Annotated in this window: 23 protein-coding genes; 13 read left to right on the forward strand and 10 right to left on the reverse strand. The window is 66.9% G+C overall.

Annotation, left to right across the window (positions count from 1 at the left end):
- Window positions 1–29 precede the first annotated feature (29 nt).
- Both CRM90_RS08190 and CRM90_RS08195 read right to left on the reverse strand, forming a co-directional pair.
- The gene (locus tag CRM90_RS08190) at window positions 30–4,337 is read right to left on the reverse strand and encodes an AAA family ATPase (protein WP_102806518.1); all 4,308 of its coding nucleotides are present in this window, start codon (window positions 4,335–4,337) and stop codon (window positions 30–32) included.
- 151 nt (window positions 4,338–4,488) lie between these two features.
- Window positions 4,489–5,088, reverse strand: a complete 600-nt coding sequence (locus CRM90_RS08195; RefSeq protein WP_102806519.1) for a TetR/AcrR family transcriptional regulator — start codon at window positions 5,086–5,088, stop codon at window positions 4,489–4,491.
- Window positions 5,089–5,316: 228 nt separating this feature from the next.
- Here CRM90_RS08195 and CRM90_RS08200 point away from each other — a divergent pair, with 228 nt between their 5' ends.
- Window positions 5,317–5,796, forward strand: a complete 480-nt coding sequence (locus tag CRM90_RS08200; protein WP_102806520.1) for a hypothetical protein — start codon at window positions 5,317–5,319, stop codon at window positions 5,794–5,796.
- Here the strand turns inward: CRM90_RS08200 and CRM90_RS08205 are convergent.
- Complete coding sequence (locus CRM90_RS08205) at window positions 5,785–6,525, reverse strand: dienelactone hydrolase family protein (protein ID WP_102806521.1); 741 nt, start codon at window positions 6,523–6,525, stop codon at window positions 5,785–5,787. The genes CRM90_RS08200 and CRM90_RS08205 overlap by 12 nt on opposite strands.
- A gap of 43 nt (window positions 6,526–6,568) precedes the next feature.
- Between CRM90_RS08205 and CRM90_RS08210 the strand changes: the two genes are divergently transcribed.
- From CRM90_RS08210 to CRM90_RS08220, 3 genes are read left to right on the forward strand one after another with little or no spacing between them, the layout of a single operon-like run.
- Window positions 6,569–7,369 carry a thymidylate synthase gene (locus CRM90_RS08210; protein ID WP_102806522.1) on the forward strand — a complete coding sequence of 267 codons (801 nt, stop codon included), beginning with the start codon at window positions 6,569–6,571 and terminating at the stop codon, window positions 7,367–7,369.
- Window positions 7,366–7,848, forward strand: a complete 483-nt coding sequence (locus CRM90_RS08215) for a dihydrofolate reductase (protein WP_102806523.1) — start codon at window positions 7,366–7,368, stop codon at window positions 7,846–7,848. Before CRM90_RS08210 ends, CRM90_RS08215 begins: the two co-directional genes overlap by 4 nt.
- Complete coding sequence (locus CRM90_RS08220; RefSeq protein ID WP_102806524.1) at window positions 7,845–9,053, forward strand: winged helix-turn-helix domain-containing protein; 1,209 nt, start codon at window positions 7,845–7,847, stop codon at window positions 9,051–9,053. Before CRM90_RS08215 ends, CRM90_RS08220 begins: the two co-directional genes overlap by 4 nt.
- A gap of 77 nt (window positions 9,054–9,130) precedes the next feature.
- Here CRM90_RS08220 and CRM90_RS08225 read toward each other — a convergent pair whose 3' ends face one another.
- Window positions 9,131–10,690, reverse strand: coding sequence for a class I adenylate-forming enzyme family protein (locus CRM90_RS08225; protein ID WP_102806525.1), 1,560 nt, complete (start codon window positions 10,688–10,690; stop codon window positions 9,131–9,133).
- A gap of 91 nt (window positions 10,691–10,781) precedes the next feature.
- On the opposite strand from CRM90_RS08225, the gene CRM90_RS08230 reads away from it, so the two are divergent.
- From CRM90_RS08230 to CRM90_RS08250, 5 genes are read left to right on the forward strand one after another with little or no spacing between them, the layout of a single operon-like run.
- Window positions 10,782–11,897: a GGDEF domain-containing protein gene (locus tag CRM90_RS08230; protein WP_142391340.1), complete on the forward strand. Its 1,116-nt coding sequence runs from the start codon at window positions 10,782–10,784 to the stop codon at window positions 11,895–11,897.
- Window positions 11,898–11,906: 9 nt separating this feature from the next.
- Window positions 11,907–12,671, forward strand: a complete 765-nt coding sequence (gene thyX / locus CRM90_RS08235; RefSeq protein WP_102806527.1) for an FAD-dependent thymidylate synthase — start codon at window positions 11,907–11,909, stop codon at window positions 12,669–12,671.
- Between the two features lie 24 nt (window positions 12,672–12,695).
- Entirely contained in the window at window positions 12,696–13,598 is a 903-nt protein-coding gene (gene dapA / locus CRM90_RS08240) for a 4-hydroxy-tetrahydrodipicolinate synthase (RefSeq protein WP_102806528.1), read from the forward strand.
- A complete protein-coding gene (locus CRM90_RS08245; RefSeq protein WP_102806529.1) occupies window positions 13,595–15,274 on the forward strand; it encodes a ribonuclease J in 1,680 nt (559 codons plus the stop codon). The genes dapA and CRM90_RS08245 overlap by 4 nt, the downstream gene beginning before the upstream one ends.
- A 35-nt stretch (window positions 15,275–15,309) precedes the next feature.
- Complete coding sequence (locus CRM90_RS08250) at window positions 15,310–16,569, forward strand: MFS transporter (protein WP_102806530.1); 1,260 nt, start codon at window positions 15,310–15,312, stop codon at window positions 16,567–16,569.
- Here the strand turns inward: CRM90_RS08250 and CRM90_RS08255 are convergent.
- From CRM90_RS08255 to CRM90_RS08265, 3 genes are read right to left on the reverse strand one after another with little or no spacing between them, the layout of a single operon-like run.
- A complete protein-coding gene (locus tag CRM90_RS08255) occupies window positions 16,530–17,504 on the reverse strand; it encodes a heme-dependent oxidative N-demethylase family protein (protein WP_102806742.1) in 975 nt (324 codons plus the stop codon). The genes CRM90_RS08250 and CRM90_RS08255 overlap by 40 nt on opposite strands.
- 5 nt (window positions 17,505–17,509) lie before the next feature.
- The gene (locus CRM90_RS08260) at window positions 17,510–18,433 is read right to left on the reverse strand and encodes a PDR/VanB family oxidoreductase (protein WP_102806531.1); all 924 of its coding nucleotides are present in this window, start codon (window positions 18,431–18,433) and stop codon (window positions 17,510–17,512) included.
- On the reverse strand, window positions 18,430–19,011 hold the full coding sequence (locus CRM90_RS08265) for a dimethylamine monooxygenase subunit DmmA family protein (RefSeq protein WP_353616975.1): 582 nt from the start codon (window positions 19,009–19,011) through the stop codon (window positions 18,430–18,432). The genes CRM90_RS08260 and CRM90_RS08265 overlap by 4 nt, the downstream gene beginning before the upstream one ends.
- Here CRM90_RS08265 and CRM90_RS08270 point away from each other — a divergent pair.
- The gene (locus CRM90_RS08270; protein ID WP_142391341.1) at window positions 19,001–20,491 is read left to right on the forward strand and encodes a TLP1 C-terminal extension domain-containing protein; all 1,491 of its coding nucleotides are present in this window, start codon (window positions 19,001–19,003) and stop codon (window positions 20,489–20,491) included. The genes CRM90_RS08265 and CRM90_RS08270 overlap by 11 nt on opposite strands.
- A gap of 2 nt (window positions 20,492–20,493) precedes the next feature.
- On the opposite strand, the gene CRM90_RS08275 is transcribed toward CRM90_RS08270, so the two are convergent.
- Together CRM90_RS08275 and CRM90_RS08280 are read right to left on the reverse strand one after the other, a co-directional pair.
- Window positions 20,494–21,309, reverse strand: a complete 816-nt coding sequence (locus CRM90_RS08275) for a mycofactocin-coupled SDR family oxidoreductase (RefSeq protein ID WP_036338701.1) — start codon at window positions 21,307–21,309, stop codon at window positions 20,494–20,496.
- Window positions 21,310–21,314: 5 nt separating this feature from the next.
- Window positions 21,315–21,629, reverse strand: coding sequence for a putative quinol monooxygenase (locus tag CRM90_RS08280; RefSeq protein WP_102806533.1), 315 nt, complete (start codon window positions 21,627–21,629; stop codon window positions 21,315–21,317).
- A gap of 206 nt (window positions 21,630–21,835) precedes the next feature.
- Between CRM90_RS08280 and CRM90_RS08285 the strand changes: the two genes are divergently transcribed.
- Window positions 21,836–24,349 (forward strand): FtsK/SpoIIIE family DNA translocase, encoded by a 2,514-nt coding sequence (locus CRM90_RS08285; RefSeq protein WP_102806534.1) that lies wholly within the window; start codon window positions 21,836–21,838, stop codon window positions 24,347–24,349.
- Window positions 24,350–24,412: 63 nt separating this feature from the next.
- Here CRM90_RS08285 and CRM90_RS08290 read toward each other — a convergent pair whose 3' ends face one another.
- A complete protein-coding gene (locus CRM90_RS08290; protein WP_102806535.1) occupies window positions 24,413–24,913 on the reverse strand; it encodes an amino-acid N-acetyltransferase in 501 nt (166 codons plus the stop codon).
- Window positions 24,914–24,968: 55 nt separating this feature from the next.
- On the opposite strand from CRM90_RS08290, the gene pgsA reads away from it, so the two are divergent.
- Entirely contained in the window at window positions 24,969–25,574 is a 606-nt protein-coding gene (gene pgsA / locus CRM90_RS08295) for a CDP-diacylglycerol--glycerol-3-phosphate 3-phosphatidyltransferase (RefSeq protein WP_102806536.1), read from the forward strand.
- Entirely contained in the window at window positions 25,552–26,040 is a 489-nt protein-coding gene (locus CRM90_RS08300) for a CinA family protein (RefSeq protein ID WP_102806537.1), read from the forward strand. Before pgsA ends, CRM90_RS08300 begins: the two co-directional genes overlap by 23 nt.
- Window positions 26,041–26,046 lie beyond the last annotated feature (6 nt).

Raw genomic sequence — 26,046 nt, forward strand, 5'->3', positions numbered from 1 at the left:
TCACCGAATTTCCAAAATGCAGTAGTGCACTACTTACTCAGGAGAACGATTTCTTGGCCGGGGTCCATTTCGCCACGCGTCATCGCATCACAGTGAGCTAAGTGCAGTGGCGCAACAGGATCGTCGGGCAGCAACTGTCGGCAGCGTTCGAAGGCGGCGCGGGCCTTGTCGACATCTCCCGCGTCGAACAGTGCGAAGGCTTCGTCGAAGGCGGGCTGTGCCGCACGCTTGGCCTCTCGCACTTCATCCGGATCCGATTCGTACACTTCATAAATCGTCACCTGCTGGCGTCTGTTGACCACTCTGACCCGTTCCATGCGGCGGGTGTCGAACTCCGCCAGATGGGCAATCCGCGCCTGGGTCTGATCGGAGATCAGCAACGCCGACCCGTACCGCTTGTTGGTGCTCTCGATACGCGCAGCGAGGTTGACTGCGTCACCGATGATGGTGAGAACCATCCGGTTGACCCCACCAACCAGACCGACCCCCACGGTGCCGGTGGTGATCCCGATGCCGGCCCGCAGCTCCTGGGAACCAAGTGCTGCGCGCTCCTGGTTGTGATCGTGCAGAGACCGCAGCATGCCCAACCCCGCGCGGACAGCATCGGGCTCGGACTCGAAGACGGCGACGATCTCGTCGCCGCGCATGTCTTGGATCATGCCGTTGTAGCTGATGATCGGTAGTTCCATGGCGCGCAGAAAGTCCGTCGCCAGGTTGCCCGCGTCGGCGACGTTCATATCCTCGATCATCGTGGTGTAGCTACGGATGTCGCTGATGAGTACCGTCATCTCGCGTTCGACCCGGTAGCCGCTGCGGACGCGGCGGAGGTCGTCGATGTCGAGGATGCGCAGGAGTTTGTTCGGCACGAATCGTGACTGAACGTCCATCAGGGACTGTCGGTACTCGTCGGCGGCCCGAAGTCGTGCCTCGAGTTGAAAGTTCGACAGCGGCGCCGCTGCTTGTGCACACACGAACTCGACCGCCTGCTTGTGGTCGGCGCTGAAAACTCCTGCAGATTCGCCCTTCTCGGCGTATACAACACCGATTATGTTGTCGTGCAGACGGATCGGGGAAGCGAGCACAGAAAGAGTTGTTGCTGCGCGATCAACGGCAACAATGACAGGTGATCCCTCGTCGATCACTCGACGCACGATCGTCGGGTCGTAGGCGACTTCGGTCCACGGTCCGTCCACCATCGAGATGGCGCCGCGGTCATTGACGGCGCGAACTTCCAGGTGTTCGGGCCCGCCGGTGAGGAACAGGACGCGATCTGCGCCGGTGGTGTCGGCCACCGAGCCCAGAACGATGTTGGCCAGAGTGTCCGCCGTCCGCGCGGAAGACAACGAGTGGAGCAACTGGTGTGCCCCGACCGGATCGATACCTCCCGAACCCGACAGATCGCGCCGCAGTAGCCAGGGGTGCTCCCGTGCCAGCCTGTCGGCGCGCACCACGAAACCCAGGTTCTGCCATCGCTGGTAGGCCCTGCGCAGCATGTGTTCGCCGAGGGTCGCCCGCCCGGTTTCGGCGTAGAGCGCGGCGACCTCCTCGTGGGTGTACGCGCTCACCATCGGAAGTTGATGCTCCTCGGCAAGTCCGATCGCCTGATGAAGAAAGCGATCGGCCTTGGTGTTCTGGCCGCGCGCTCGCGCCCACGCCCCCTGAATGAGCGCATAGGATGCCGCATAATTCTCCGGTGCCCCCGCCGCCCACTTGCGGTGCAACGCCAGAGCCTGACGGACGAAGCGAGTGGTCGCGGAATCCTTTGGTGCGCTGTGGATCATGCCAAGTGCGCCGAGTAGGTACACGAATTGTGAGGCAGGAACCCCGGCCAGGCCGTCGATGTGCTCGATCGCCTCATGCGTGGCGGCGGCCGCGCCGGCGTAGTCACCGCACCAGAAATGCAGTCCCTGCTTCACGGCCGCGGCCGCGGCGAGCGTCACGGCATCGCCCTCGCTGCGCGCGGCTGGAAGCACGTCTCGCTCGTCGTAACCGCTCTCGCCGGCAAGCAGGAGCGGATCGGCGCTGCGCCCCATCAAATTGAGGCACAGTTGCTGCACGGCCTGGCAGAGGGCACTGGGCACGGGCTGTGAACGGATTTGCGGGATCAGGGATCTGGCGAGGGCGTCGATCTCGGCCAGCGGACGACCAAGCCAGAACGACTGAGAGAGCAGCACCGCGACCAGGAAGCCGGCGTTTTCCTGGTCGCCTTGGTCGAGTGCTGCATCCACCGCACCGCGAAGCTCAGACACCCCGTCGCGGATGGGGTGGCGCCAGTGATGGATGTAGTCGAGATACATGAAAACGACCTGCGGACGGGCCTCCCGGAATTCCGGTCGCGCGGCGAGTGCCCGCCCCACCTCACCGAAGCGCTGGGCGCCCGCGTGGTCGCCGAGCAAGACCAGCACGATTCCGTACCCGGCGATGACCACTGGAGAGGAGGGCGTGTGGCCGTGCGCCAGCGTGAGATCGAGTTGCTTGCGGACTAATAACGGCAGGATGTTGGGCCGGATCAGGACCGCCAAATTGCACAGCTCGGCGAGGATCGGGTGAAGCGCGATGACCCGCTCGTCTTCGCAGTGCCGCAGCGCGAGCAGGCGTTCGTTGCTCCAGCGCCGCATCGTCAGTTTCATCTGGACGATGGCGTTGCCCATCCGGGGTTTGCCTGCGTCGGAAGCGATGGGTTCGCCGAGCTGGCGGAGAGCGTGGAGGCCTGTCTCGAGCGCATCCTGGAGGCGATTCTCGGTGACGCAGCCTTTGAGACGTAGATAGGCGATCCGCGCGCGGTCCGGCGGCTGGTGCAGGAACCGCTCGGCTTCGTCGAGCAGCGCGTTGAGTGTCGTCGCATCACCGACGAGCAATGCGGCGTCCGCGGCGTCGAGTTGCAGGTCTCGCGTCAGCGCGAAGTCTGTGCTCCAGCGTTGGTCGCCGAGCAGGTCCAGCGCATTGCGGCAGTAGTCGAGCGCCAGCGGAAAGGAGGCCTGCGCCCGAGCTTTTCGAGCCGCACGCCGTACGACTTCGACGAAGCCGCTGCGTTCCGCTTCTTCGGTCGCTTCGACGCCGGCGAGGCCGATATGGCGCGCCGCATCGAAGACGCGGTCATCCCCGAGTGTGATCAGCCGTCGACCGATGCGCAGATGGATGGCACGCAAGGTGTCGTCCGACAGCTCCGCGCGGGCGGCTTCGGCCACACGATCGTGGCTGAACCGATAGCGGGCGTCGCGGCTGATCGCGTTGGTGATCCGTTGCCCACCCGCGTCGAGCGCCTCGACCAGCCGGAGTTCGAGGCACTCCCACAATGCGCGGGCCACCACGTCGGGCGACTTCGCAGCCGCCGCGATGGCGTCCTCGAGGTCGAACTCGCCGCCGATGCACGCCAGCGAACTCAACACCTCCCGATCCGGCGGGCGAAGCTGGTCGAGGTAGCGGCCCAGGAACTCGGCGGCGGTGGCGGACACCTCGATCGAGGTGAGCAGGCGCAGATCCCAGCGTGGATGGCCGCCCGGGCCGACCGGTACCAGCGCGCCCTCGCGTTGGGCACGGTAGAACAGTTGCCGGACGTGCAGGGGGTTGCCCCCTGTCCGATGATGAAACTCGGCGGCCACGTCGCCCATCTCCACGCTGCGGCCGCACACATCGGCCAGCAGCTCTTCGACGTCGGCGAGGCCCAGCGGTTCGAGCTGGATGGCCTGCAGGCCGTCCGATTTCAGGGCGACCCCGGCCGGATCGAACTCGCCCTCCCGGTGGGCGCCGAGAACCAGGACGTTGCGCAGCGACACCGTCAGCAGTTCAGCCAACAGCAACAGCGTGTCCCGGTCGGCCCACTGGAGGTCGTCGATAGCCAGCACCACCGGTCGATACGACGCAGTGGCGGCGAGCAGCCGGATGACGGCACGGTGTAGCTGGTGTCGAGAGTCGGCGGCGTCGAGCTCGGTAGGATTGGCGAATTCGCCTAGTAGCGAAGCTAATTCGGGTACGAGTTCGGCGAGGATCCCCGCGAACCCGGACATCTCGGCGACGAGTTCGGCTTGCCACCGGGTGCGTTCGGCCGGGCCGGTGGCTTGCATGGTGCGCACGATCGAGCCCAGCGCGACGGACAACGCCGCGTACGGCGCCGGGGCGTCAGCACGGCACCTCCCGTAGCCGAACACGCACCCGCCGCGGGATACCTCGATGCCGAAGGCTTGGATCAACGTCGACTTGCCGACGCCCGGTGCGCCGCTCAGCAGCAGGCACGCCCCGCCGGCGCGCCCCGCCGCGTCGACCGCGGCCCGGAGGTCGGCGAGTTCGTTCCGTCGGTCGACGACACGACCGCCGAGGTCCAGAACCGGTGTCGTCACGGCCGGAACGAGGCCTGGTACGGCGCCACCGGTCGCACGGCGTCGTGAAGAAATCGCAGGTTGACATCAAAATGCATGGCCAGACCCCCCGAGGGCAGTGTCCATGCATCTTAGTGACGAATCGACTGTTGCGTGCGCTATCCACGCCTGGTCAGGGGCGCAGGCCGGAAAGGATCATCTCGGCGAAGACCTCGCCGATCTCCGTCAATGAGCACCGCCCGCTGGGCGCGTACCACCGATGAATCCAGTTGTGCATCCCGAGAATTCCGTGGGTCACCAGCCGGGGCTCCAGGTCGGCGCGGAAAACCCCTGTGCCGACGCCCTCCTCGACGATCGCGAGTAGAGCTTGGACGTAATCCTCGGCGTTGCTGCTGATGCCCTCTGCGTCGGGAATCGCGGCGATGTGCTGACTCTCGTTGAACAGCAGGAACAACTCCGGATGGTTCTCGAGGTCGTCGACGTAACAATGCAGTGCGGCACGCAGTTTGACGTCGGCCGGCGCGTCGGATTCCAGCGCGGCACGGCAGTGCCGCGTCATGTCACGGGCCGGCTCCTCGATGAGGGCGAGCAGCAACTCTTCCTTGGTTCCGACGTAGTAGTAGAGCGACGCCCGGTTGATGCCGACTTCGGCGGCCACGTCTTCGAGCCGGGCTCGGGCAAATCCCTCCCGCCGGAACACCTCGGTGGCGCCGAGAAGGATGCTTCGCCAGCGCTCGTTGGACGCCCGGCGATCTGCTGCCCGACGTTCGATGCGGCGCCTGGCGTTGTCGCTCTGCTGGCGTGTGACGGGGATCGGTCTCGCCCTTCCACTCGGGATCGGCTCGCCTAGTCAAACTACGTCATCAGCCCTGCGACCTTGCCTATCGCGACGCGTCCGCGTCCGAGACCGGGCAACACGATCTGACGTCTTTCTGGACCGGCAGGCCGGTCGGCCCTACCGTCATCTGCAACAACCGCCCGATGAAGGACGTGAGGTGTCATGCCGGGAATTGCTGATATCGCTCTGGGGGCCGCGCCGATCGCCGGCGGGGCGCTATTGGGTGTCGCCGCCGGCAATCTCCGGGGCCCTGACGTGCGCGGCGCCATCAAGGCCGACCTCGAGCTGCTCGACCAGCTGCCCGAGGAGGACGTCGAGTTGCGCGCCAGGCTGCGCGAGAGCATCAACGTGCGGATCGTCGACCTCATCGATGCCACCGAGAAAAGCCGCGAGCTGCGCGAGATCGCGGCGTCCTACAAGGGCAACTGGCGAGACATCGTGGTCTTCATCTGCGCGGTGCTGTTCACCATCGTCTGGTGGAACGTGCCGCACAGCCGGACCAACTGGCTGGTGATGTTCGTATTCCTGATCCTGCTGTCCGGCGTCGTCGCCGTCTACGCCTCACGCGGCGTCATCCGCGCGCTGGCCAGCCTGCGCCACTCCCGACACAAGCACAAGCACGAGCACGACTCAGCGGGGTAGGTGGGCCGCGAAGAAGTCCCGCATCGCATCCCAGTGCCGCGCGGCGGCGGCCTCGTCGTAAGGCGCGTTGTCGGGGACCGCGAAGCCGTGGGCGGCCGGATACCACTCGATGGTGTGGTCGACGCCGACCGCTGTCAGCGCCTTGTCCAAGGTGTCGGCCTGGGCCGTGGTGAACGAGGCGTCGTCCTGGGCTCCGCCGACATAGACCGCCGCGGTGATCTGGTCGGCCAGCAGATGCGGGCTGTCCGGATCGTCGGAGGCCAGCCCGCCGCCGTGAAACGACATCGCCGCGGCGACGCGTTCGGGCACCCGGCCGGCGACCGTCAGTGACGTGCGCCCACCCATGCAATAGCCGGTCGTGCCGAACGCCTCGCCGGTCACCTCGGGGCGGCCGGCCAGGTAGTCGAAGAACGCCCGCGCGTCGGCGGCCATCGCGTCGGGCGTGACGCTGCCGATCATCGAGAACAGCCGCTGCCGCTCGGCTTTGTCGCTGAATACCGTCTCCATGTCGAAGGGCGCCCAATCGCCGCTGCGGTAGTACACGTCGGGCACCAACACCGCGTACCCCAGGTCGGCCAGCCGGGCCGCCATGTCGACAAACGTCGCGCGGGTGCCACCGGCATCGGGATACAGGATCACACCGGGCCACGGGCCCTGGCCGTCGGGAACGGCGAGGATGACCGGACAGGTTCCATCGGCGGTGGTGACGGTGTCAGAGATGGTCGGCATGGCTTCGTTTGTACTCTCTGCCTGCGGACGTAAGCTGAGCGGCGTGCCGATCGCCACGCCGTACGAGGATCTGCTGCGACTTGTGCTCGAGCAGGGCACACCGAAATCCGATCGCACCGGTACCGGCACCCGCAGTCTGTTCGGCCACCAGTTGCGCTACGACCTGTCGGCCGGCTTCCCGCTGATCACCACCAAGAAGGTGCACCTGAAGTCGGTGGTCTACGAGCTGCTGTGGTTCCTGCGCGGCGAATCCAACGTCGAATGGCTGCAGCAGCACGGCGTCACTATCTGGGACGAATGGGCTTCTGCCACCGGCGATCTCGGACCGGTGTACGGGGTGCAGTGGCGGTCATGGCCGACCCCGTCAGGTGAGCACGTCGACCAGATCAGCGCCGCGCTGGATCTTCTGCGCACCGACCCCGACAGCCGCCGGATCATCGTTTCGGCCTGGAACGTCGGTGAGATCCCGCAGATGGCGCTGGCGCCTTGCCATGCGCTGTTCCAGTTCTACGTGGCCGACGGGCGGCTGAGCTGCCAGCTCTACCAGCGCAGCGCCGACCTGTTCCTGGGGGTTCCGTTCAACATCGCCAGCTACGCGCTGCTCACCCACATGATGGCTGCCCAGGCCGGACTGGCGGTCGGCGACTTCGTCTGGACCGGCGGTGACTGCCACATCTACGACAACCACGTCGAGCAGGTCACCGAACAGTTGAGGCGCGATCCCCGCCCTTACCCCGAATTGGTTCTCGCTCAACGTGATTCGATATTCGACTACACCTACGAAGATGTCGAGATCCGCAACTACGATCCACACCCGGCGATCAAAGCGCCCGTCGCCGTATGACGGGTTTGGGCCTGATCTGGGCGCAGTCGCCCTCCGGGGTCATCGGCCGCGACGGCGGCATTCCGTGGCGCCTCCCGGAGGACCTGGCCCGCTTCAAGGAGCTCACGATGGGACACACCGTCGTGATGGGCCGGCGCACCTGGGAGTCGCTGCCCGGCTCGGTGCGGCCACTGCCCGGCCGGAAAAATGTCGTACTCACCCGGCAAGCTGACTACATGGCTGACGGAGCGACGGTGGTGGGCGCGTTGGACGACGTGCCCGATGACGATATGTGGGTGATCGGCGGATCGGAGGTCTACCACCTGGCGCTGCCGGTGGCGACCCGCTGTGAGGTGACCGAGGTGGAGATCGACCTGCGCCCGGAGGACGAGGACGCGTTGGCTCCCGTTCTCGACGAATCCTGGATCGGCACGTCGGGGGACTGGCGGACCAGTAGTTCGGGACTGCGGTACCGGTTTCTCAGCTACCTGCGGGCATGACCCGGCTGTCAGCCGATCAGGCCCGCCGCGTCGCCGTCTCAGCTCAGGGTTTCGCCGAACCCAAGCCACGTGGGTCCGTCAGCCGCGCGCATCTGCGCCGACTCGTCAGCCGCATCCAAGTGCTGCAGCTCGACTCGGTGTCGGTGGCGGTGCGCGCGCACTACGCACCGGTGTTCAGCAGGCTCGGCCCCTACGATCGCAGCGTCCTCGACGCCGCGGCGTGGAGCCACAGCGCCCGGGCGCCGCGGCTGCTGGTCGAATACTGGGCGCACGAGGCCGCGCTGATGGCGGTCGAGGACTGGCCACTGATGCGTTGGCGGATGCGGGAATACGCCCACGGCCGCTGGGGTCAGGAGATCGTCAAGAAAAACCCTCGGCTGGCCGAAAACGTGCTGGCTGCCGTCGACGAACTCGGGCCCAGTACGGCCGGCCAGATCGAAGCGCACCTGGAAGGGGAACGCGCGCGGCGCAAGGGTCCGTGGTGGGATCGCAGCGACACCAAGTGGGTGGCCGAGGCCTTGTGGTCGTCGGGAGCGCTGACGACGGCGACGCGGATCGGGTTCGCCCGGCACTACGACCTCACCGAGAAGGTGTTGCCACCGCACGTTCTGGCCCGCGAGGTCGACGATGACGAGGCGGTGCGGGAATTGGTGCAGCGCGCCGCCGGTGCGCTCGGGGTGGCCACCGAACCGGATCTGCGTGACTATTTCCGGCTGAGTCCCAAGCAGAGCAAGCCCGCGGTCGCCGCGCTGGTTGCCGAGGGTGCGATCGAGGAGGTCGAGGTCGACGGCTGGTCGGCGCCGGCGTACCTGGCACCGGGGGTCACGGTGCCGCGGGTGGATCGGGGCACGGCGCTGCTGTGTCCGTTCGACCCGCTGATCTTCTTCCGGCCGCGCCTCGAGCGGCTGTTCGACTTTCACTACCGCATCGAGATCTACGTGCCAGAACCCAAGCGGCAGTTCGGCTACTACGTGTGGCCGTTCCTGCTCGACGGGCGTCTCGTCGGACGTGTCGACCTCAAGGCCGAACGCGCCAACGACGCGCTCAACGTGGTCGGAGCGTTCACCGAGCCTGGGCAGAGTCCGGCGGTGGTCGCGCCGAGGCTGGCTGCCGAACTGCAGAGCATGGCGGCCTGGCTCGGGTTGGGCAGCGTCACGGTCGGCATCCGCGGCGACCTGGTCGGGGCGCTGGGCAAGGCCCTGTAGGCGCCCAGACCGCCACCATGGTCGTGATCCTCGCCGATCAGCAGCCCTGGTGTCGATCTCGTTGCGGTGGAACTGCGTCAGCTGAATCGTGCGGCCAGGCGCTTCTTGTCGATCTTCTCGCCAGGAAGCGTCGGCAGGGCGGTGGTGCTGATGTGCCAGCGGGTCGGAATCGCGAAGTGCGCCAGCACATCCGACACATGGGCGCGAAGTTCATTCTCCGTCGGCGCAGCCTGCCCGTGACGGTGGACCACCACGGCAGCCAGCTCCTCGCCGAGGTCGGGGTGTGGCAGTCCGATGGCGGCCACCTCGACAACCGCCGGGTGGGACGACAGAGCGGCTTCCACATGGCCGCAACCGATGTTCTCGCCACCCCGGATGACGATGTCCTTGGCGCGACCGTCGATGAACAGATAACCGTCCACGACATGGCCGAGATCGCCGGTGTGCAGCCAGCCCTCGTCGTCGACGGTTCCGTCGTCGATACCGACATAGCCGTTCATCACTGTTGGTGAGCGCGCGAGGATCTCCCCGACTCCGTCGGCATCCGGGCGGTCGATGACGAGCTCCACGACCGGGTAGGGGCGTCCGACGGTGCCCGGATACTGCTGCAGGTCGCGGCCCGTCGCGGCGGTCAGGAATCCGCCGGATTCGGTCATGCCCCAGGTGTTTCCGAGTCCCCGGCCGGCGAGCTGCGGCAGCCGGACCCGCATCCGGTCCAGCAGCGCGGTGGGTACCGCCGCTCCGCCGAGCGGGAATGACCGCAGGGTCGACAGATCGAACGAGTCGAAGTCCGGGTGCTCGAGCACCCGGATCGCCATGGTCGGAACACCGCCCCAACTGTGCACACCCTCGCGTTCAATCAACGCGAGTATCTGACCGGCGTCGAACCGTCCCTCGGGAATGACCACCCGACCGCCGGTGAGGTAGTTACTCAACAGATTCGAGAGTCCGCCGACGTGGAACATCGGGGTGCTCGCCAACGAGACCACCTGGGGTGCATCAGGATTGAGCTGATGCGGTAGGCGTTTGGTCACCGCCAGCACGTTGTGCTGGTTGGCGATGACGGCGCGCCGGGACAGTTCGACCGCCTTCGGCAGGCCGGAGCTGCCAGAGGTGAACAGGATCACCGAGGTCGCGTCGGGATCCTCGATTTCAGAGGAGGCGACCGCGGGGGACGCGAGGCTGCCGTCGGTGAATGCAGCGATGTCTCGTGTCTTCGCCGCCGCCACGCTCTGAAGGGATGTGTCGGAGATGACGAGATGCGGATCGAGCAGCTCGATGGCGTGGTCGACCTCGGTCTGTTTCCACCAGCGATTGGCGAGTACCGGGACAGCGCCGCTGCGCCACGCCGACCACAGGGCGACCACCCAGGCCGGACTGTTATAGGCGTACAGCATGATTCGATCGCCGGGCTTTACGCCGTCGTCGCGCAGGGCGGCGGTTCCCGCGTTCACCGCCTCGCTGAACGCGGTGAACGTCATGCGGTGCTCGCCGTGGACCAGAAAGGTGCGCTCGGCCCAGCGCTGCGCGTCGGCGAACACCTGCGCGAATGTGGCTGGCCGAGGGGAGTACTGCAGGCCCCGGTGCCCGGCATAACCAGCGGCGTCGATATCGCTTCCCCAGTGTGCGTCTGGCATCTGACTCCTTCGGCATTGCTCAGTGACCTGTGGGAAGGTGCTCACGCATCCCTGCGACATCACTACCATCAGGAGAGATCACGATCACATCTTGGGGGCGCGGGGACAAGTGCATGGCATAGGCCTGTGGTGGCGACAACCCGACCACTACGACTGGCTGACGTCCTACCTCAAAGCGCGCCGCCTGCTGACGTTCATGCGCTGGCTGATGTTCGCCGTATTGGCGACCATCGCCGCCGCCAATGCGCTGGCACTGGCCAGCCCCGCGGGCCCGCAGACTCCGGTGCAGCGCGCGGTCACCTGTGTGGCCAGTGCCGTCCTGGCCGTGATTGCAGTGTCGTACCTCCGGCGGTGGCCGACTCGTATTCAGTCGCAGGTGTTTTCGGTCGTGGGTAACGCGTGCATCGCCGTGGGTGTCCTGGCCGAGGCGGACCCCCGCACCGCGATGGTCGGCGCGGTCGCCTTCGTCGGGCTGGCCGGATACGTCGCCTTCTTCCACACCGCACCGTTTCTGGTTTTGACACTCGGGACGGGCGTGGCGACCGCAGCCGTCAGCGCCGCACGCATCGCCATGGCCGGCGATACCGCGATGGCGGTGGCCAAGTTGCTGATCCTGTGCGGCGGGATATTGGCGGTGCCCTTCTGCGGTCAGGTGATCGTCCACTGGTTGTCGGTCGACTCGCTGAAGTCCTCGACCGACACGCTCACCGGCTTGCCGAACCGGCGCGGCTTCTTCCGGTCGGCGCAGACCCTGTTGCGCCACGCCGACTACCGATCTCGGCCGTACTTCACAATCGCCATGATCGACCTCGACGGTTTCAAAAGGCTCAACGACACCTTGGGCCACCCGACCGGCGACCGGGTTCTGGTCGCTGTCGCCGACAGCCTCCGAGACGTCAGCGGAACCAACACCGCGATCGCCCGAATCGGGGGCGAGGAGTTCCTCTTCGCGCAGCTGTCCACCCCGGAGCAAGCCAGGGAGAGCAGCGAAGAACTGCGCACGGCCATCGCCGCCGCGCCGTGGGGTGTGACCGCCAGCCTGGGTTTGGCATCGACGGTGATCCGCGCGCCCGCGCTGAAACCACTCGAACTGATCGAATGGCTGATCGCCCGCGCCGATGCCGCGATGTACGAGGCCAAACGCAGCGGCGGGAATCAGATTCGCTATGCCGGGGACCTGACGGGCGACGGGTCCGAGGCGCACTAAGGTGAGCCCGTGGCCGAGACCGCGCCGCTGCGCGTGCAGCTGATCGCCAAGACCGAGTTCCTGGCACCCGCCGACGTGCCGTGGGACACCGACGCCGACGGCGGTGAGGCGCTCGTCGAGTTCGCCGGCCGCGCCTGCTACCAGAGCTGGTCCAAGCCGAACCCCCGGACCGCGACCAACGCGTCATATCTCAAGCACATCATCGACGTCGGCCATTTCTCGGTGCTCGAGCACGCGTCGGTGACGTTCTACATCACCGGCGTCTCCCGGTCCTGCACCCACGAGCTGATCCGGCACCGGCATTTCTCGTACTCGCAGCTGTCGCAGCGGTATGTGCCCGAGAACGACGCCCAGGTGGTCGTGCCGCCGGGTCTGGAGGACGATCCGGAACTCCAGCAGATCCTGCTGACGGCGGCCGACGCCAGCAGGGCGGCCTACCTCGAACTGCTGAACCGGCTGGAAGCGAAGTTCATGGCCGGTCAGCCCGGCGAGAACACAGCTGTTCTCCGCCGCAAACAAGCCAGGCAGGCGGCCCGCGCGGTACTGCCCAACGACACCGAGACCCGCATCGTGGTGAGCGGCAACTATCGGGCCTGGCGGCATTTCATCGCGATGCGGGCCAGTGAACATGCCGACGTCGAGATTCGCCGCCTTGCCATTGCCTGCCTGCGGGAACTGCGCGACGCGGCGCCCGCCGTCTTCGCCGATTTCGAGATCACCGAACTGGCCGACGGCACGGAGGTCGCGACGTCCCCGCTGGCGACAGAGGTGTGAGCGGAGCGGGTAATCTAGACGTCCGTGAGCACCAGCGGAATCGATGTCAGCGCCCAGTTGGGCACCGTACTGACCGCAATGGTGACTCCGTTCAAGCCCGACGGCACGCTCGACACCGTCGTCGCGGCGCGGGTGGCCACCCACCTCGTGGACTCCGGATGCGACGGACTTGTGCTGTCCGGTACCACCGGGGAGTCCCCGACCACCACCGATGACGAGAAGCGAGCGTTGCTTGCCGCTGTGCTCGAGGCGGTCGGTGACCGGGCCCGCATCGTGGCCGGCGCCGGCACCTACGACACCGCGCACAGCGTGCACCTGGCCAAGGCCGCAGCCGCCGAGGGCGCGCACGGTCTGCTGGTCGTCACGCCGTATTACTCGCGCCCGCCGCAAGCCGGTCTGATCGGGCACTTCACCACCGTCGCCGATGCGACAGACCTGCCGGTGATGTTGTACGACATCCCGCCGCGCTCGGTCGTCCCGATCGAGTGGGACACCATGCGCACGCTGGCGGCGCACCCCAACATCGTCGCGGTCAAGGATGCGAAGGCCGATCTGCACGGCGGCGCGCAGATCATGGCCGAAACCGGGCTGGCCTACTACTCCGGCGACGATGCGCTGAACCTGCCGTGGCTGGCGATGGGTGCGATCGGCTTCGTCAGCGTGTGGGGTCATGTGGCGGCAAGTCAGCTGCGAGACATGCTGAGCGCCTTCAACTCCGGTGACATCGCCACCGCGCGCAAGATTGCTGTGGCGCTGGCGCCGCTCAATGCCCCGCAGACCCGTCTGGGCGGCGTCACCTTCGCCAAGGCCGGGCTGCATCTGCTGGGCATCGACGTCGGCGATCCGCGGCTGCCGCAGGTGCCCGCCACCGCCGAGCAGCTCGACGAACTGGCCGCCGAACTCCGCGCAGCAGCAGTCCTGCGATGAACGAAGAGCTGTCACCTCCCGGGCCGCTGGCCCCTGGAGGTCTGCGCGTGACCGCGCTCGGCGGCATCAACGAAATCGGCCGCAACATGACCGTTTTCGAGCATCTCGGCCGGCTGCTGATCGTGGACTGCGGGGTGTTGTTCCCCAACCACGACGAACCCGGGGTCGACTTGATCCTGCCCGACCTGCGACACATCGAGGACCGCCTCGACGACATCGAGGCACTGGTCCTGACCCATGCCCACGAAGACCACATCGGCGCGATCCCGTATCTGCTCAAGCTGCGCGGCGACATCCCGGTGGTGGGCTCCAAGTTCACCCTCGCGCTGGTGGCCGCCAAGTGCCGGGAGCACCGGGTCAACCCGGTCTTCGTCGAGGTCGCCGAGGGCCAGCGCAGCACCCACGGGGTGTTCGAATGTCAGTACTTCGCGGTCAACCACTCCATCCCCGACGCGCTCGCGATCGCCATCCACACCGGCGCCGGAACCGTCCTGCACACCGGTGACATCAAACTCGACCAGCTGCCGCCCGACGGGCGCCCCACCGACCTGCCCGGGATGTCCCGCCTCGGCGACGCCGGGGTGGACCTGTTCCTGTGCGACTCGACCAACTCCGAAATCCCCGGCGTGGGGCCTTCGGAAAGCGAGGTCGGCCCCAACCTGCACCGGCTGATGCGCAACGCCGAAGGGCAGCGGATCATCGTGGCCTGCTTCGCCTCCAATGTCGATCGCGTGCAGCAGATCGTCGACGCCGCAATCGCATTGGGCCGGCGGGTGTCGTTCGTCGGCCGCTCGATGCTGCGCAATATGGCGATCGCCCGCGAGTTGGGTTTCCTGCATATCGAGGATCGCGACGTCGTCGACATCGCGATGGCCGAGGAGATGACGCCCGGGCAGGTGGTGCTGATCACCACCGGCACGCAGGGCGAGCCGATGGCGGCGCTGTCCCGGATGTCGCGCGGAGAGCACCGCAGCATCACGATCACCTCCGACGACCTGATCATTCTGTCGTCGTCGCTGATCCCCGGCAACGAGGAGGCCGTCTACGGGGTGATCGACGATCTCGCCAAGATCGGTGCCAGGGTGGTCACCAATCAACAAGTGCGAGTCCATGTTTCGGGCCATGCCTACGCCGGTGAGCTGCTGTTCCTCTACAACGGGGTACGGCCGCGCAACGTGATGCCGGTGCACGGCACCTGGCGGATGCTGCGCGCCAACGCCAAGCTGGCCGCCCGCAGCGGCGTGCCCGAAGAGAACATCGTGGTGGCTGAGAGCGGCGTCAGCGTGGACCTGGTCGGCGGCCGGGTCTCGATCGCCGGCGCGGTTCCGGTGGGCAAGATGTTCGTCGACGGCCTGATCATGGGTGATGTCGGCGAGGCAACACTGGGCGAGCGGCTCATCCTGAGTTCGGGATTCATCGCCGCCACGGTGGTGCTGAACCGGGAGACCGGGCGCTCAGTGGCACCGCCGCAGCTGCATTCGCGGGGGTTCTCCGAGGACCCCAAGGCCTTGGAGCCCGCTGCCCGCAAGGTCGAAGCCGAGCTGGAAAAGCTTGCCGCCGACAATGTCACCGACCCGGTGCGCATCGCGCAGGCGGTGCGCCGCACCATCGGAAAGTGGGTGGGGGAGACCTACCGCCGCCAGCCGATGATCGTGCCGACGGTCATCGAAATCTGACCGGCCCGTCTGGTAGCGGATAAGCTCTGCTGCTTATGGCGGGCTCCGTGCGGGGCGGAAACTATCTGGCTTTGCTCACCCAGGGGACGTTCTTCAAAGTAGGCGTCCAGGTGAGCAGCATCTCGGCTGTCATCCCGTACATCGCCGACCAGCTCGGCAGTCCGGGCGTGGTGGTGGCACTGCTGGCACCGGCATTCACCGTCGGAACCATGCTGGGAACAGTCCTCGGGCCCAAAGTGTTACGCCTCACCGACTCGGTCACGGGGTCGCTGGTCGGAGTCGCTTTGGCCCAAGCAGCGCTCACCGCGCTGGTCGCACTCGACATCGCACTGGCGCCGCCATGGCTGTTCGCGTACCCGTTGTTGCTGGTGTGTCTGCTCATCGGCATCGTCACTGGCAGTTCGCAGGTGGTCTCCCCGATGGCGATGTCGGCGCTGCTGTCGGCTCAACAACGCGGCGACGTCATGCTGAAACAGGCCGGATACAGTGGCGCGCTGGTGGTTCTGATCACCGCCTTCACCGCGGGACGCCTGCTACCCGACTTTCCTCGATGGCACGACGCCGATCTGCTCTGGATCTCGGTGGCGGCCATGGTGGTGGGCGCCCTGTGCTGCGCGACGCTGCGCACGCCCGGGGTGCAGCTGGCCAAGGGGCCGGCACGCATGATCGACACGTTGCGCCAGGGACGTTCGCAGTTGCGGGCCAATCGGTGGCTACGGCGTTTCCTGACAACGAATCTGGTCTTCACCCCGGTGATCCTGACGCCCACCTTCTACGCCATCTACGCGGCCGAACTCCTTGGCTCCAGCCTCAATGTCGACCAGTTCCTGGTGTTCGTCGGTGTCGGACTGCTTATCGGCATTCCGCTGTGGCGGGTGGTGCGCCGGAAGTTCGGTGCCCGCGGTGTCTACCTGTGCAGCGCACTGATCAGTATGGCCGCGGCGGCGCTGTGTATCGCCGCCCAGCAGTGGCATATCGTGCCGGGGCTGTGGGCGTTCGGGCCTGCGATGCTGCTCTCGGCGGTTGCCAATCAGGCGCTGCTGCCCGCCGCCTACGACTGGATTTTCGACCATGCCGACAGTGCGGACGCGGCGGTGCTGATCAGCTGCACCCACATCGTCATCAGTCTGGGAATGGTTGTTGCCGGCTTCACCCTCGGCCTCATCGCCGAAGGGGCGCCGGCTATCTGGCCGCTCGTGACGATGCTCGTGCTCACCGTCGCCGCCGCGTTCTCCGCGGTGCAGGCCCCGGGCATTCAGCGCGAGCGCAGCCAGGTGACCGCGCGGTCCCGATAGGGACTCAGTCCCTTGTAATCGACCATGTCGTCCGGCAATTCGGCCAACACCGCTGCGGTGCGCACCCGCCACTCGTCGACAGTGGCGATGTCGGCCAGCGGCAGCATGTAGCTGCGGATCAGAAAGCAGATCGCACCTGACTCGGGCAGGCGGATCAGGTGCTGGACTTCCACCCGCAGGTGGATGAGCCGGCCGAACGTGTCGTCATCGACGGCGTCCAGGTGCGTGCGGTCGGGCAGCCACTGCGGGACGGCCTCGGTGGATACGTCGAGCCGTCTGCCGACGGTCATCGACCAATTGGTCCGGCGGTAGATGCCGCCGACCTGCAATCGCATCAGGAACTCCCGGGCCCGGGTGATCACCCCGGTCTCTCGTAACCGGGGGACCGGTCCGTGGATCTCCAGGAAGGTCATCCCGACGTCGAATCCGAACGACCAGCCCGCGGCGAACGTGACCACACCGGCGTCGGCGAACAGGTCGCCGTCACGCTGGTCGAGCAACACGATGTCCTCCTGCACCTGCCCGGCGATGTAGGCCAGCGGATCGCACGGCAGGCTTGATTCATCGCCGGCCACGAATTCTTGGGTGATACCGAGCAATTCGTTGCGCCAGCACCAGGTGTCGCCGGCGCGGCTCAGGGACATCGCCGCCGGATACGAGTTGGCGAGCTCAGACATCAACGTCAGCATGGTGTCCCAGCACGCGATTCCCATGTGCGGCAACACCGCATGCCGGGATGGATCGGCGGCCAGGATGCGTCGCCGTTCGGCGAGTTCAAGGGTGTACTCGCTGTCGATGTCGACCACCCGGCCGCCCCACTGCCCGGTCGCGGTGGTGACCACCGTGCGGGCAGGCGCGATATTGGTGCTGTACCGGTACGAGTCGGCCGTATACGGGAACGGAAAGGACGCAACCAGATCCGGTGCCGACACCAGCCCGCTCACAGGTCCAACTCCACCAGGCCGGAGCCGCGGGAGACGCAGGCCATCATCGAGCCGCGGCGCTCATCGTCGGTGAGGAAGAGGTCGCGGTGCAGCACCACCCCGCCGCGAACCGGAACCCGGCATTCGCCGCAGACGCCCTGCCGGCACAGATTGGGAATGACGTATCCGTGTGCGGTCAACGACTCCAGCAGCGAGACACCTGATTCGACGGTGAAAGTGCTTCCATCGGAGGATAATTTGACCTCGAACGGATCACCGGGTGCCAGTTCTCCGCCGAAGTGTTCGACGTGGATGCGCCCCCGGGGCCAGCCCAGCTCGGTGGCGACAGCCACGACGTCGTCGATGAACTGGCTTGGACCGCAGAGGTAGGCGTGCGTGCCGAAGGGCTGGGCGGCCAGTGTGGCTGTCAGGTCGGCGAGGAAGACCGTCCGGTCGGTGAAGAACGAGGCGTTCTCGGTCAATGACCGGATCTCGTCGACGTACGCGCCTCGGCCGTCCCGAAAGATGTAGAGCAACCGCACATCTCGACCCCAGCGTCGCGCGCTGCGCAGATGCGACACCATCGGGGTGATGCCGATGCCCGCAGCGATCAGCAGGTGTCGCCGGGCTCGCAGAACGGGGGCGAAGGCGCTGCGCGGCGGGTGCACGACGACGGCATCGCCCACGCTCAGTTCGCGGTGGATCCACCGCGAGCCACCCCGGCCGGCAGGGCATTCCAGCACCGACACCACATAGTGGCGAGGCGCGACACTGTCCCCGGTCAGCGAATAGGCGTTGGCCCCGCCGGCATGTTCGATCACCACGTGGCTGCCGGGCGTGAACGATGGCAACGCCGCACCGTCGGCACGGGCCAAGTTCAAAGTCCTGATTCCGGGCACCGTGTCGTCGACCGCGACGACGTGCAACGTCAGCTTGGTCATGGCGTGGTGTCGGCGGTCGTCGCGAATCCGAGGTGAGCACCGATCCGGCGAGAAACGTGGTAGTACACGAACAGTCGGCGTGCACAGCCGGGGCAGGTGATCTCCTCGGACAATCCCGTCGCCGCCGTGGTGGTGATCCGGCAGTGCGCGCAGTACACCTCGCGGGTGGCCACTTCGGTACTCGCGACGGTGATTTCGTCGTCGGCGGCGCCGAGTTCGAAGGCGCGGGCGCGGATGCGAAGACACGCATGCGCGGGGCCGGCCAGCAGCAGCCGCCAGCCGACTTTCGCCTCCTCGAGGTCGGCGTCCAGCGCGGCACACGCCGCCTCGACGTCGGCGACCTGATGCACCCGGGGCCGGGCGTCCGGATGGGCGGCGTGGATCTCATCAACCCACCGTGCGGCGACGGCGGCCGCGTCGGTGCCGACAGCGAGCACCGTCCAGTACCGGCCGGTGAGATCGGCGGTCGGACAGGTTGGTTCGACGGCCCAGGCCGGGACGCTGGTGAGCTCCAGATCGGGTGTCATCGTCACCCGATCGTAGTGCAGCGTGTGGTAGACAGCTTGCGTGTCAGCCATCGACCCGTCGACTCCGGTTCTGGTCGGCTGGCATACGGTGAGCCGCCGTGACGGTGATCCTCGCGACGGTCAGGAAGCGGCCGAACTCATGGCGAGCGCCGCGCGCGTGGCGCTGCAGGCATCGGGCGTGGACGCCGCCGACGTGGACTGGATTGGTGCTACCGCGGGCCTGACCCGGTACCCCGATCCCGCGCGTCTGGTGGGTGAATGGATCGGCGCCGGCGCCGCGCACACTGTCCTCGCTCACATCGGCGTCATGCAGCAGACGCTGGTCAGCCATGCCTGTCGGGCCGTCCAAAGCGGCACTCACCAGGTGGCGTTGGTAATCGGTGGCGAGGCTCATTATCGAAAGGTGAGAGCAGTCGCCGGCGGGCACGACCCGCACGTCACCACTCAGGCGGCGGGCGTCGTGCCCGACGAGTCGCTGACCTCTCCGGATTTCGACGAGAGCATGTCACATCCCGCCGAGGTGGCCGCCGGGCTTTCGGCTACTCCCGCGTACTACGCGCTGATCGACAGCTTCTGGCGCAGTCAGAACGGCCAGGGCATCGAGGAGCATCGCGATGAACTCGCGCGGGTATACGCGCGTTTCGCCGCCGTCGCTCAGCACAACCCGGATGCGGTGCGCACCAAGGGCTATCGTCCCGACGAGCTGCGCAACCCGTCGGCCAGTAATCCGATGCTGGCCTTTCCCTACACCAAGTTGTTGGCGACGACCTGGACCGTCGATCAAGGGTGCGCGTTGGTCATCACAACCCACCGCCACGCCGAAGAACTCGGCGTCCCCGACAGTGCGCGGTGCTATCCAGCCGTGGCTGTCGAGTCTAATCACGTTGTGCCGGTGGCCGGCCGCACCCGGTTGAGTCAGCCGGCCGCAATGCGCATCATCGGCGACACGATTTCGCACCGGATGAATCGGGATGTTTCCGAGATCGAGCTGCTGGATCTTTACTCGGCGTTCCCCGCACCGGTGTTCATCGGAGCCGAAGCGTTGCGGGTGCCGGCCGGACGTGATCTGACCCTGACCGGTGGGATGTCCTTTGCCGGTGGTCCGCTCAACAGCTATGTCCTGCACGCCATTGCCGCGGCGGCACAGCGATTGACCACCTCGGACGCTCACGCCGCACTTGTCAGCAGTGTGAGTGGTTTGTACTCCAAACAAGGGGCCTTGGTGATCACCGCCGACGCGCCGCCCGACTCATTCGAGACCATCGACGTCACAGACGCAGTCGCCGACGAAGAACCGCAGCTGCCAGTCGTCATTGACGCGCAGGGAAGCGGCCGGGTTGTCGCGTATACCGTTGTGTTCGAGAGTGATCGGCCCGAGCGGGCGATCGTGGTGGTCGATTTGGCCGACGGCCGCCGAGCCGTGGCGCGCAGCCACGATCAGGAACTCATGGCATCGGCACTGACACATGACGTCGTCGGTGCCGAGGTGGTTGTGCGCGACGGGGTCTTCGTCATCACCGACCGCGGCTAGCCTCAGCGCTTGTTCGTGAACCCTGCGTCGACGGGCAACGTGACGCCGGTGACGTAGCGGCCCGCGTCCGACACCAGGTAGTACACCGCGTTGGCGATGTCCTCAGGTTCCAGCGTCTGGACCGGCAGCGCGTTGCTCATGTCGGGGCCGCCTTGCATCTGTTGGGCGAAGCCTTCGAGCCAGGAGCGGGTGAACTCGTTGTCGATCATCGGGGTATTCACTCCGGCCGGATGCACCGAGTTGACCCGAATATTAAATGCGGCAAGGAAATTCGCGTACGCCCGCATCAGGCCTACGACGCCGTGCTTGGCGACCGTGTAGCCCAGCGATCCCGCGACCGGCGCGCCGATGCCGACCAGGCCGGCCACCGAGCTGGTCAGCACGATCGCGCCGCCGTCACCCTGTTTGATCATCGGCTTCATCGCCACGTCGACGGTGTGATAGACCCCGGTGAGGTTGACGTCGATGACGTCCTGCCAGGCGCCGTCGTCGGCCATCGGGGCGATCCCGGCGTTCGCGATCACGATGTCGAGCCGGCCGAGTTCCTCGATGCCCTGGTACATAGCGTTCTTGAGCGCTGTCCGGTCACGGACGTCGGCCTCGCGGGCGACGATCCGCGCTCCGGTGTCCTCGACGAGCTTGACGGTCGCCGCCATGTCCTCCGGCGTGGCCATCGGATACGGGACGCTGGCGATCTGGTCGCAGAGGTCCACCGCGATGATGCTGGCGCCCTCCGATGCCAGCTTCACCGCATGCGCTCGGCCCTGGCCGCGGGCCGCGCCGGTGATCAGCGCGACCTTGCCGTCGAGTTCACCCATGACGATCAGGGACGAACCTGGCCCTTGGCCGGGTCGCCGGCGGGGATGGGGGTGAGCATCTTGATGTCGGGAGCGCCGTCGAGGTGCTCACCGATCGCGCCGAACAGCGCGGTCACGCCGGGCGCGGTGCTGTGGGTCTTGAGGGCGTCCTCGTCGGCCCACTGCTCGACGAACACGAACGTCTTGTCGCCCTCATGGACGGCATAGAGGTCGCAGCCGGGCTCGCCGTGGACCTCCGCGACGGCCTTCTTGCAGGCCTCGCGCACGGCGTCGACGGATTCGGGCTTGACGGTGAAGCTGGCAACGACGACGACGGGCATGAGCGGGGCTCCTCAGCTCTTCGGGGCAAGTGTGACGGCGCTTACGTTAGCCCTGCTTTGTAATGCCACGAGAAGGGGTCCCGGTCAGCGGCGCGGGGTGCCCAAAATCGACCTCAGCCGGCGTTTGTCGCAGTCTGGCAACGACCCGCCGTGGAACGGGTGTTGCGGATGGTGCAGATGGGGCACATGCGACTAGGCTTCCCCGCATGGCGAACAAGACGGCCGCTCGCTCAAGCGCGCGAACGACCAGGTCAAAGGGTGCGACGCGGTCGGCCAAGCCGGCCCCCCGGCGCAAGCCTGCCAAGAAGCGCACCTCCTCGCCGGTCGCCACCGCGGCCGCGACCGGGGGACGCGCAGCGCGGGCGACCTGGCTGATGTTGGCCAAGGGGGCGGGCTCGACCGCCCGATCGGTCGGTCGAGCCCGCGACATCGAGCCCGGGCATCGCCGCGACGGCATTGCGCTGGGGCTGCTGGCGGTCGCGGTCGTGATCGCGGCGAGTTCGTGGTTCGACGCCGCCCGGCCGGTCGGCGCCTGGATCGACTCTGTGCTGCGCACGATGGTCGGCGGAGCCGTCGTTCTACTGCCCGTCATCATCTGCGCCATCGCTGTCCTTCTGATGCGCACCGAACCCAATCCCGACGCCCGGCCCCGCCTGATCCTGGGGTGCGCGATGGTCGCCCTGCCGGTACTGGGGCTGTGGCATCTCTGGTCGGGTTCGCCCCAGGACCCCGCGGCGCGTCAACGCGCCGGCGGCTTCGTCGGCTTCGCCATCGGCGGTCCACTGTCCGACGGGCTGACCCCGTGGATCGCCACACCGTTGCTGATCATCGCCGCGCTGTTCGGGCTGCTGCTGCTGACCGGCACGACGATCCGCGAGGTGCCGGACACCCTCTACGCGATGTTCAGCACGCGCGATCACTACGACGATGACGACGAGTACTACGACGACGAGGAGCCCGAGGACGTCGCTGTCGCGGAGCCGGAGGACTTCTCCGACGGCTACTACGACGATCCGCGGTCGTACACCGATGAGGCGCCGGCCTGGCCGGGCGAACAGGGGCCGGTCGGCACACCGCTGGACAACTATCCGCTCGATGAGGATGCGCCGACGGCACCCGAGCCGGTGAAGGCGCGGCGCAAGAAGGCAACTCCGAAGCCGGAGCCCACGCCGGACACCGCCACGCAGGAGACCAAGGTCCTGGATCGTGTGGTCGAGGGCCCGTACACGCTGCCGTCGCTGGATCTCCTGGTGGCCGGCGACCCGCCGAAGCGGCGCAGCGCGGCCAACGACCAAATGGTGGACGCGATTTCGAACGTCCTGCACCAGTTCAAGGTCGACGCCGCAGTCACCGGCTGCACCAGGGGTCCGACTGTGACCCGCTACGAGGTCGAACTCGGCCCCGGCGTCAAGGTCGAGAAAATCACTGCGCTGCAACGCAATATCGCCTACGCGGTGGCCACCGAAAGCGTCCGCATCCTCGCGCCGATCCCCGGCAAGTCCGCCGTCGGCATCGAAGTGCCCAACACCGACCGTGAAATGGTCCGGCTGGCAGACGTTCTCACCGCGCCGTCCACCCGCGGCGACCACCGCCCGCTGGTAATCGGGCTGGGCAAGGACATCGAGGGGCACTTCGTCTCGGCGAACCTGGCCGATATGCCGCACCTGCTGGTGGCCGGCTCCACCGGCTCGGGAAAGTCCAGCTTCGTCAACTCGATGCTGGTGTCGCTGCTGGCGCGTGCCACCCCTGAAGAAGTGCGAATGATCCTCATCGACCCGAAGATGGTGGAACTCACGCCCTACGAAGGCATTCCGCACCTCATCACGCCGATCATCACCCAGCCCAAGAAGGCGGCCGCGGCGCTGGCGTGGCTCGTCGAGGAAATGGAACAGCGCTACCAGGACATGCAGGCCTCCCGGGTGCGCCACATCAAGGATTTCAACGCCAAGGTGCGCTCCGGGGAGATCACGGCGCCGCTGGGCAGCCAGCGCGTGTACAAGCCGTACCCGCTGATCCTGGCCGTCGTCGACGAGCTCGCCGACCTGATGATGACCGCGCCGCGTGACGTCGAAGAGGCGATCGTGCGGATCACCCAGAAGGCCCGCGCGGCCGGCATCCACCTGGTGCTGGCCACCCAGCGGCCGTCGGTCGACGTCGTCACCGGCCTGATCAAGACCAACGTGCCGTCGCGGCTGTCGTTCGCGACGTCGTCGCTGACTGACAGCCGGGTCATCCTCGACCAACCAGGCGCCGAGAAGCTGATCGGCATGGGCGATGGTCTGTTCCTGCCGATGGGCGCCTCCAAGCCGGAGCGGTTGCAGGGTGCCTACGTCAGCGACGAGGAGATCCACGCCGTCGTGCAGGCCTGTAAGGACCAGGCCGAGCCGGAGTACACCGAAGGCGTCACCGCGGCGAAGCCCAGCGGTGAGCGCACCGACGTCGACCCCGACATCGGCGACGACATGGACGTCTTCCTGCAGGCCGTCGAACTCGTGGTGTCCTCACAGTTCGGCTCGACGTCGATGCTGCAGCGCAAGTTGCGGGTCGGCTTCGCCAAGGCCGGCCGGCTCATGGATTTGATGGAGACCCGCAACATCGTCGGACCTTCAGAAGGCTCCAAGGCCCGCGAAGTGCTGGTCAAGCCTGATGAACTCGCCGCGACGCTGATGCTGATCCGCGGCGGCAGTGCCGAGGACGACGACGAGGACGACGACTTCTAGCGCCGAGATCGACGTTTCGCCGGTGTGCACTCGCGCAAACGCGGCCAAACGTCGGTTTGGGCGTCAGAGCTTGAGCAGCATCCGGGTGTTGCCGAGGATGTTCGGCTTGACGTACGACAGATCGAGGAACTCCGCGACACCGATGTCGTAGGACCGGCACATCTCGTCGTACACCTCGGAGGTGACGGGGGTGCCCTCGATCTCGGCGAAACCGTGCCGGGCGAAGAACTCCGTCTCGAAGGTCAGCACGAACAGCCGCTGCAGTTGCAGTTCGCGGGCGACCGTCAGCAGCTGGTCGACGATCGTGTGGCCGATACCGCGGCCCTTGACCTTCGGGTCGACGGCGACCGTGCGGACCTCACCGAGGTCGGCCCACAGGACGTGCAACGCCCCGCATCCGACGACCTCGCCGTCCACCTCGGCCACCCAGAATTCCTGGACCGCCTCATAGAGGGTGACCAGGTTCTTCTCCAGCAGGATGCGGCCCGCGTAGATGTCGACCAGACGCTTGATATCCGCGACATCCGAGGTGCGGGCGCGGCGGACGACGACATCGGAGCTCACGGGTGCAGAGTATCGGGCGTGAGGGGCCCGGCTGCCAACCGATATTCTGGTCGTCGTGTCGGGACAACCCCAAACCGGTCCGGCGGTCCCGCGCGTGCGGGTCGCCAACCTAGCCAACTTCCTGACCGGTATCCGTCTGGTCCTGGTCCCGATCTTCCTGCTGTTCCTGTTCGCCGGTGATGGCCACGAAACAGCCAGCCGCCTAACGGCTTTCATCATCTTCGCGGTGGCGGTCATCACCGACCGGCTGGACGGTTCGCTGGCGCGCACCTACGGGATGGTCACCGAATTCGGCAAGCTGGCCGACCCGATCGCCGACAAGATGCTGATTGGCGCCGCCCTGATCGGGCTGTCGATGCTCGGCGACCTGCCGTGGTGGGTGACCGTGGTCATCCTGATTCGCGAGCTGGGCATCACGGTGCTGCGGTTCGCGGTACTTCGGCGCGGAGTGATCCCCGCGAGCCGCGGCGGCAAGGTCAAGACGCTGGTGCAGGCCGTCGCGATCGGGCTGTTCGTGCTGCCGTTGCACAACTGGCCACCGGCCTGGCACATCGTGGCCTGGGTGATCATGTGGGCCGCGATCGTGTTGACGGTGATCACCGGTGTCGACTACGTGGTCTCGGCGGTCAAGGACTCTCGTGAACGAACCGCTGGCCGATGACGGTGCCCGCGCGCTGGTCGCTCTGCTGACCGCACGCGGCGAAACCGTGGCGACGGCGGAATCGCTGACCGCCGGCCTGCTGGCAGCGACCCTGGCCGGGGTGCCCGGTGCCAGCGCGGTGCTCATCGGCGGCCTGGTGACGTACACCGTCGAGACCAAGATTGCGCTGGCAGGTGTGCCGCGGCAGCTGCTCGACGACGTCGGGCCCGTCGCGGCGCCGACGGCCGCCGCGCTGGCCGAAGGGGCGCGCGACCGCTGTCAGGCGACCTGGGGTGTCGGCCTCACCGGGGTGGCCGGGCCGGAACCGCACGGCGGGCACCCGGTCGGCACCGTGTTCCTGGGGCTGGCCGGTCCCGGGTCAACGGAAGTCGCCGAACTGCGGCTATCCGGCTCACGCTGGGACATCCGGCTGGCGGCCGTACACCAGGCGATCAGGCGGCTGCACCGGTTCGTCGAGCGATCCTGAGGTTCC

It is taken from the genome of Mycobacterium sp. ENV421 (assembly GCF_002887815.1).
Classification (GTDB): Bacteria; Actinomycetota; Actinomycetes; order Mycobacteriales; family Mycobacteriaceae; genus Mycobacterium.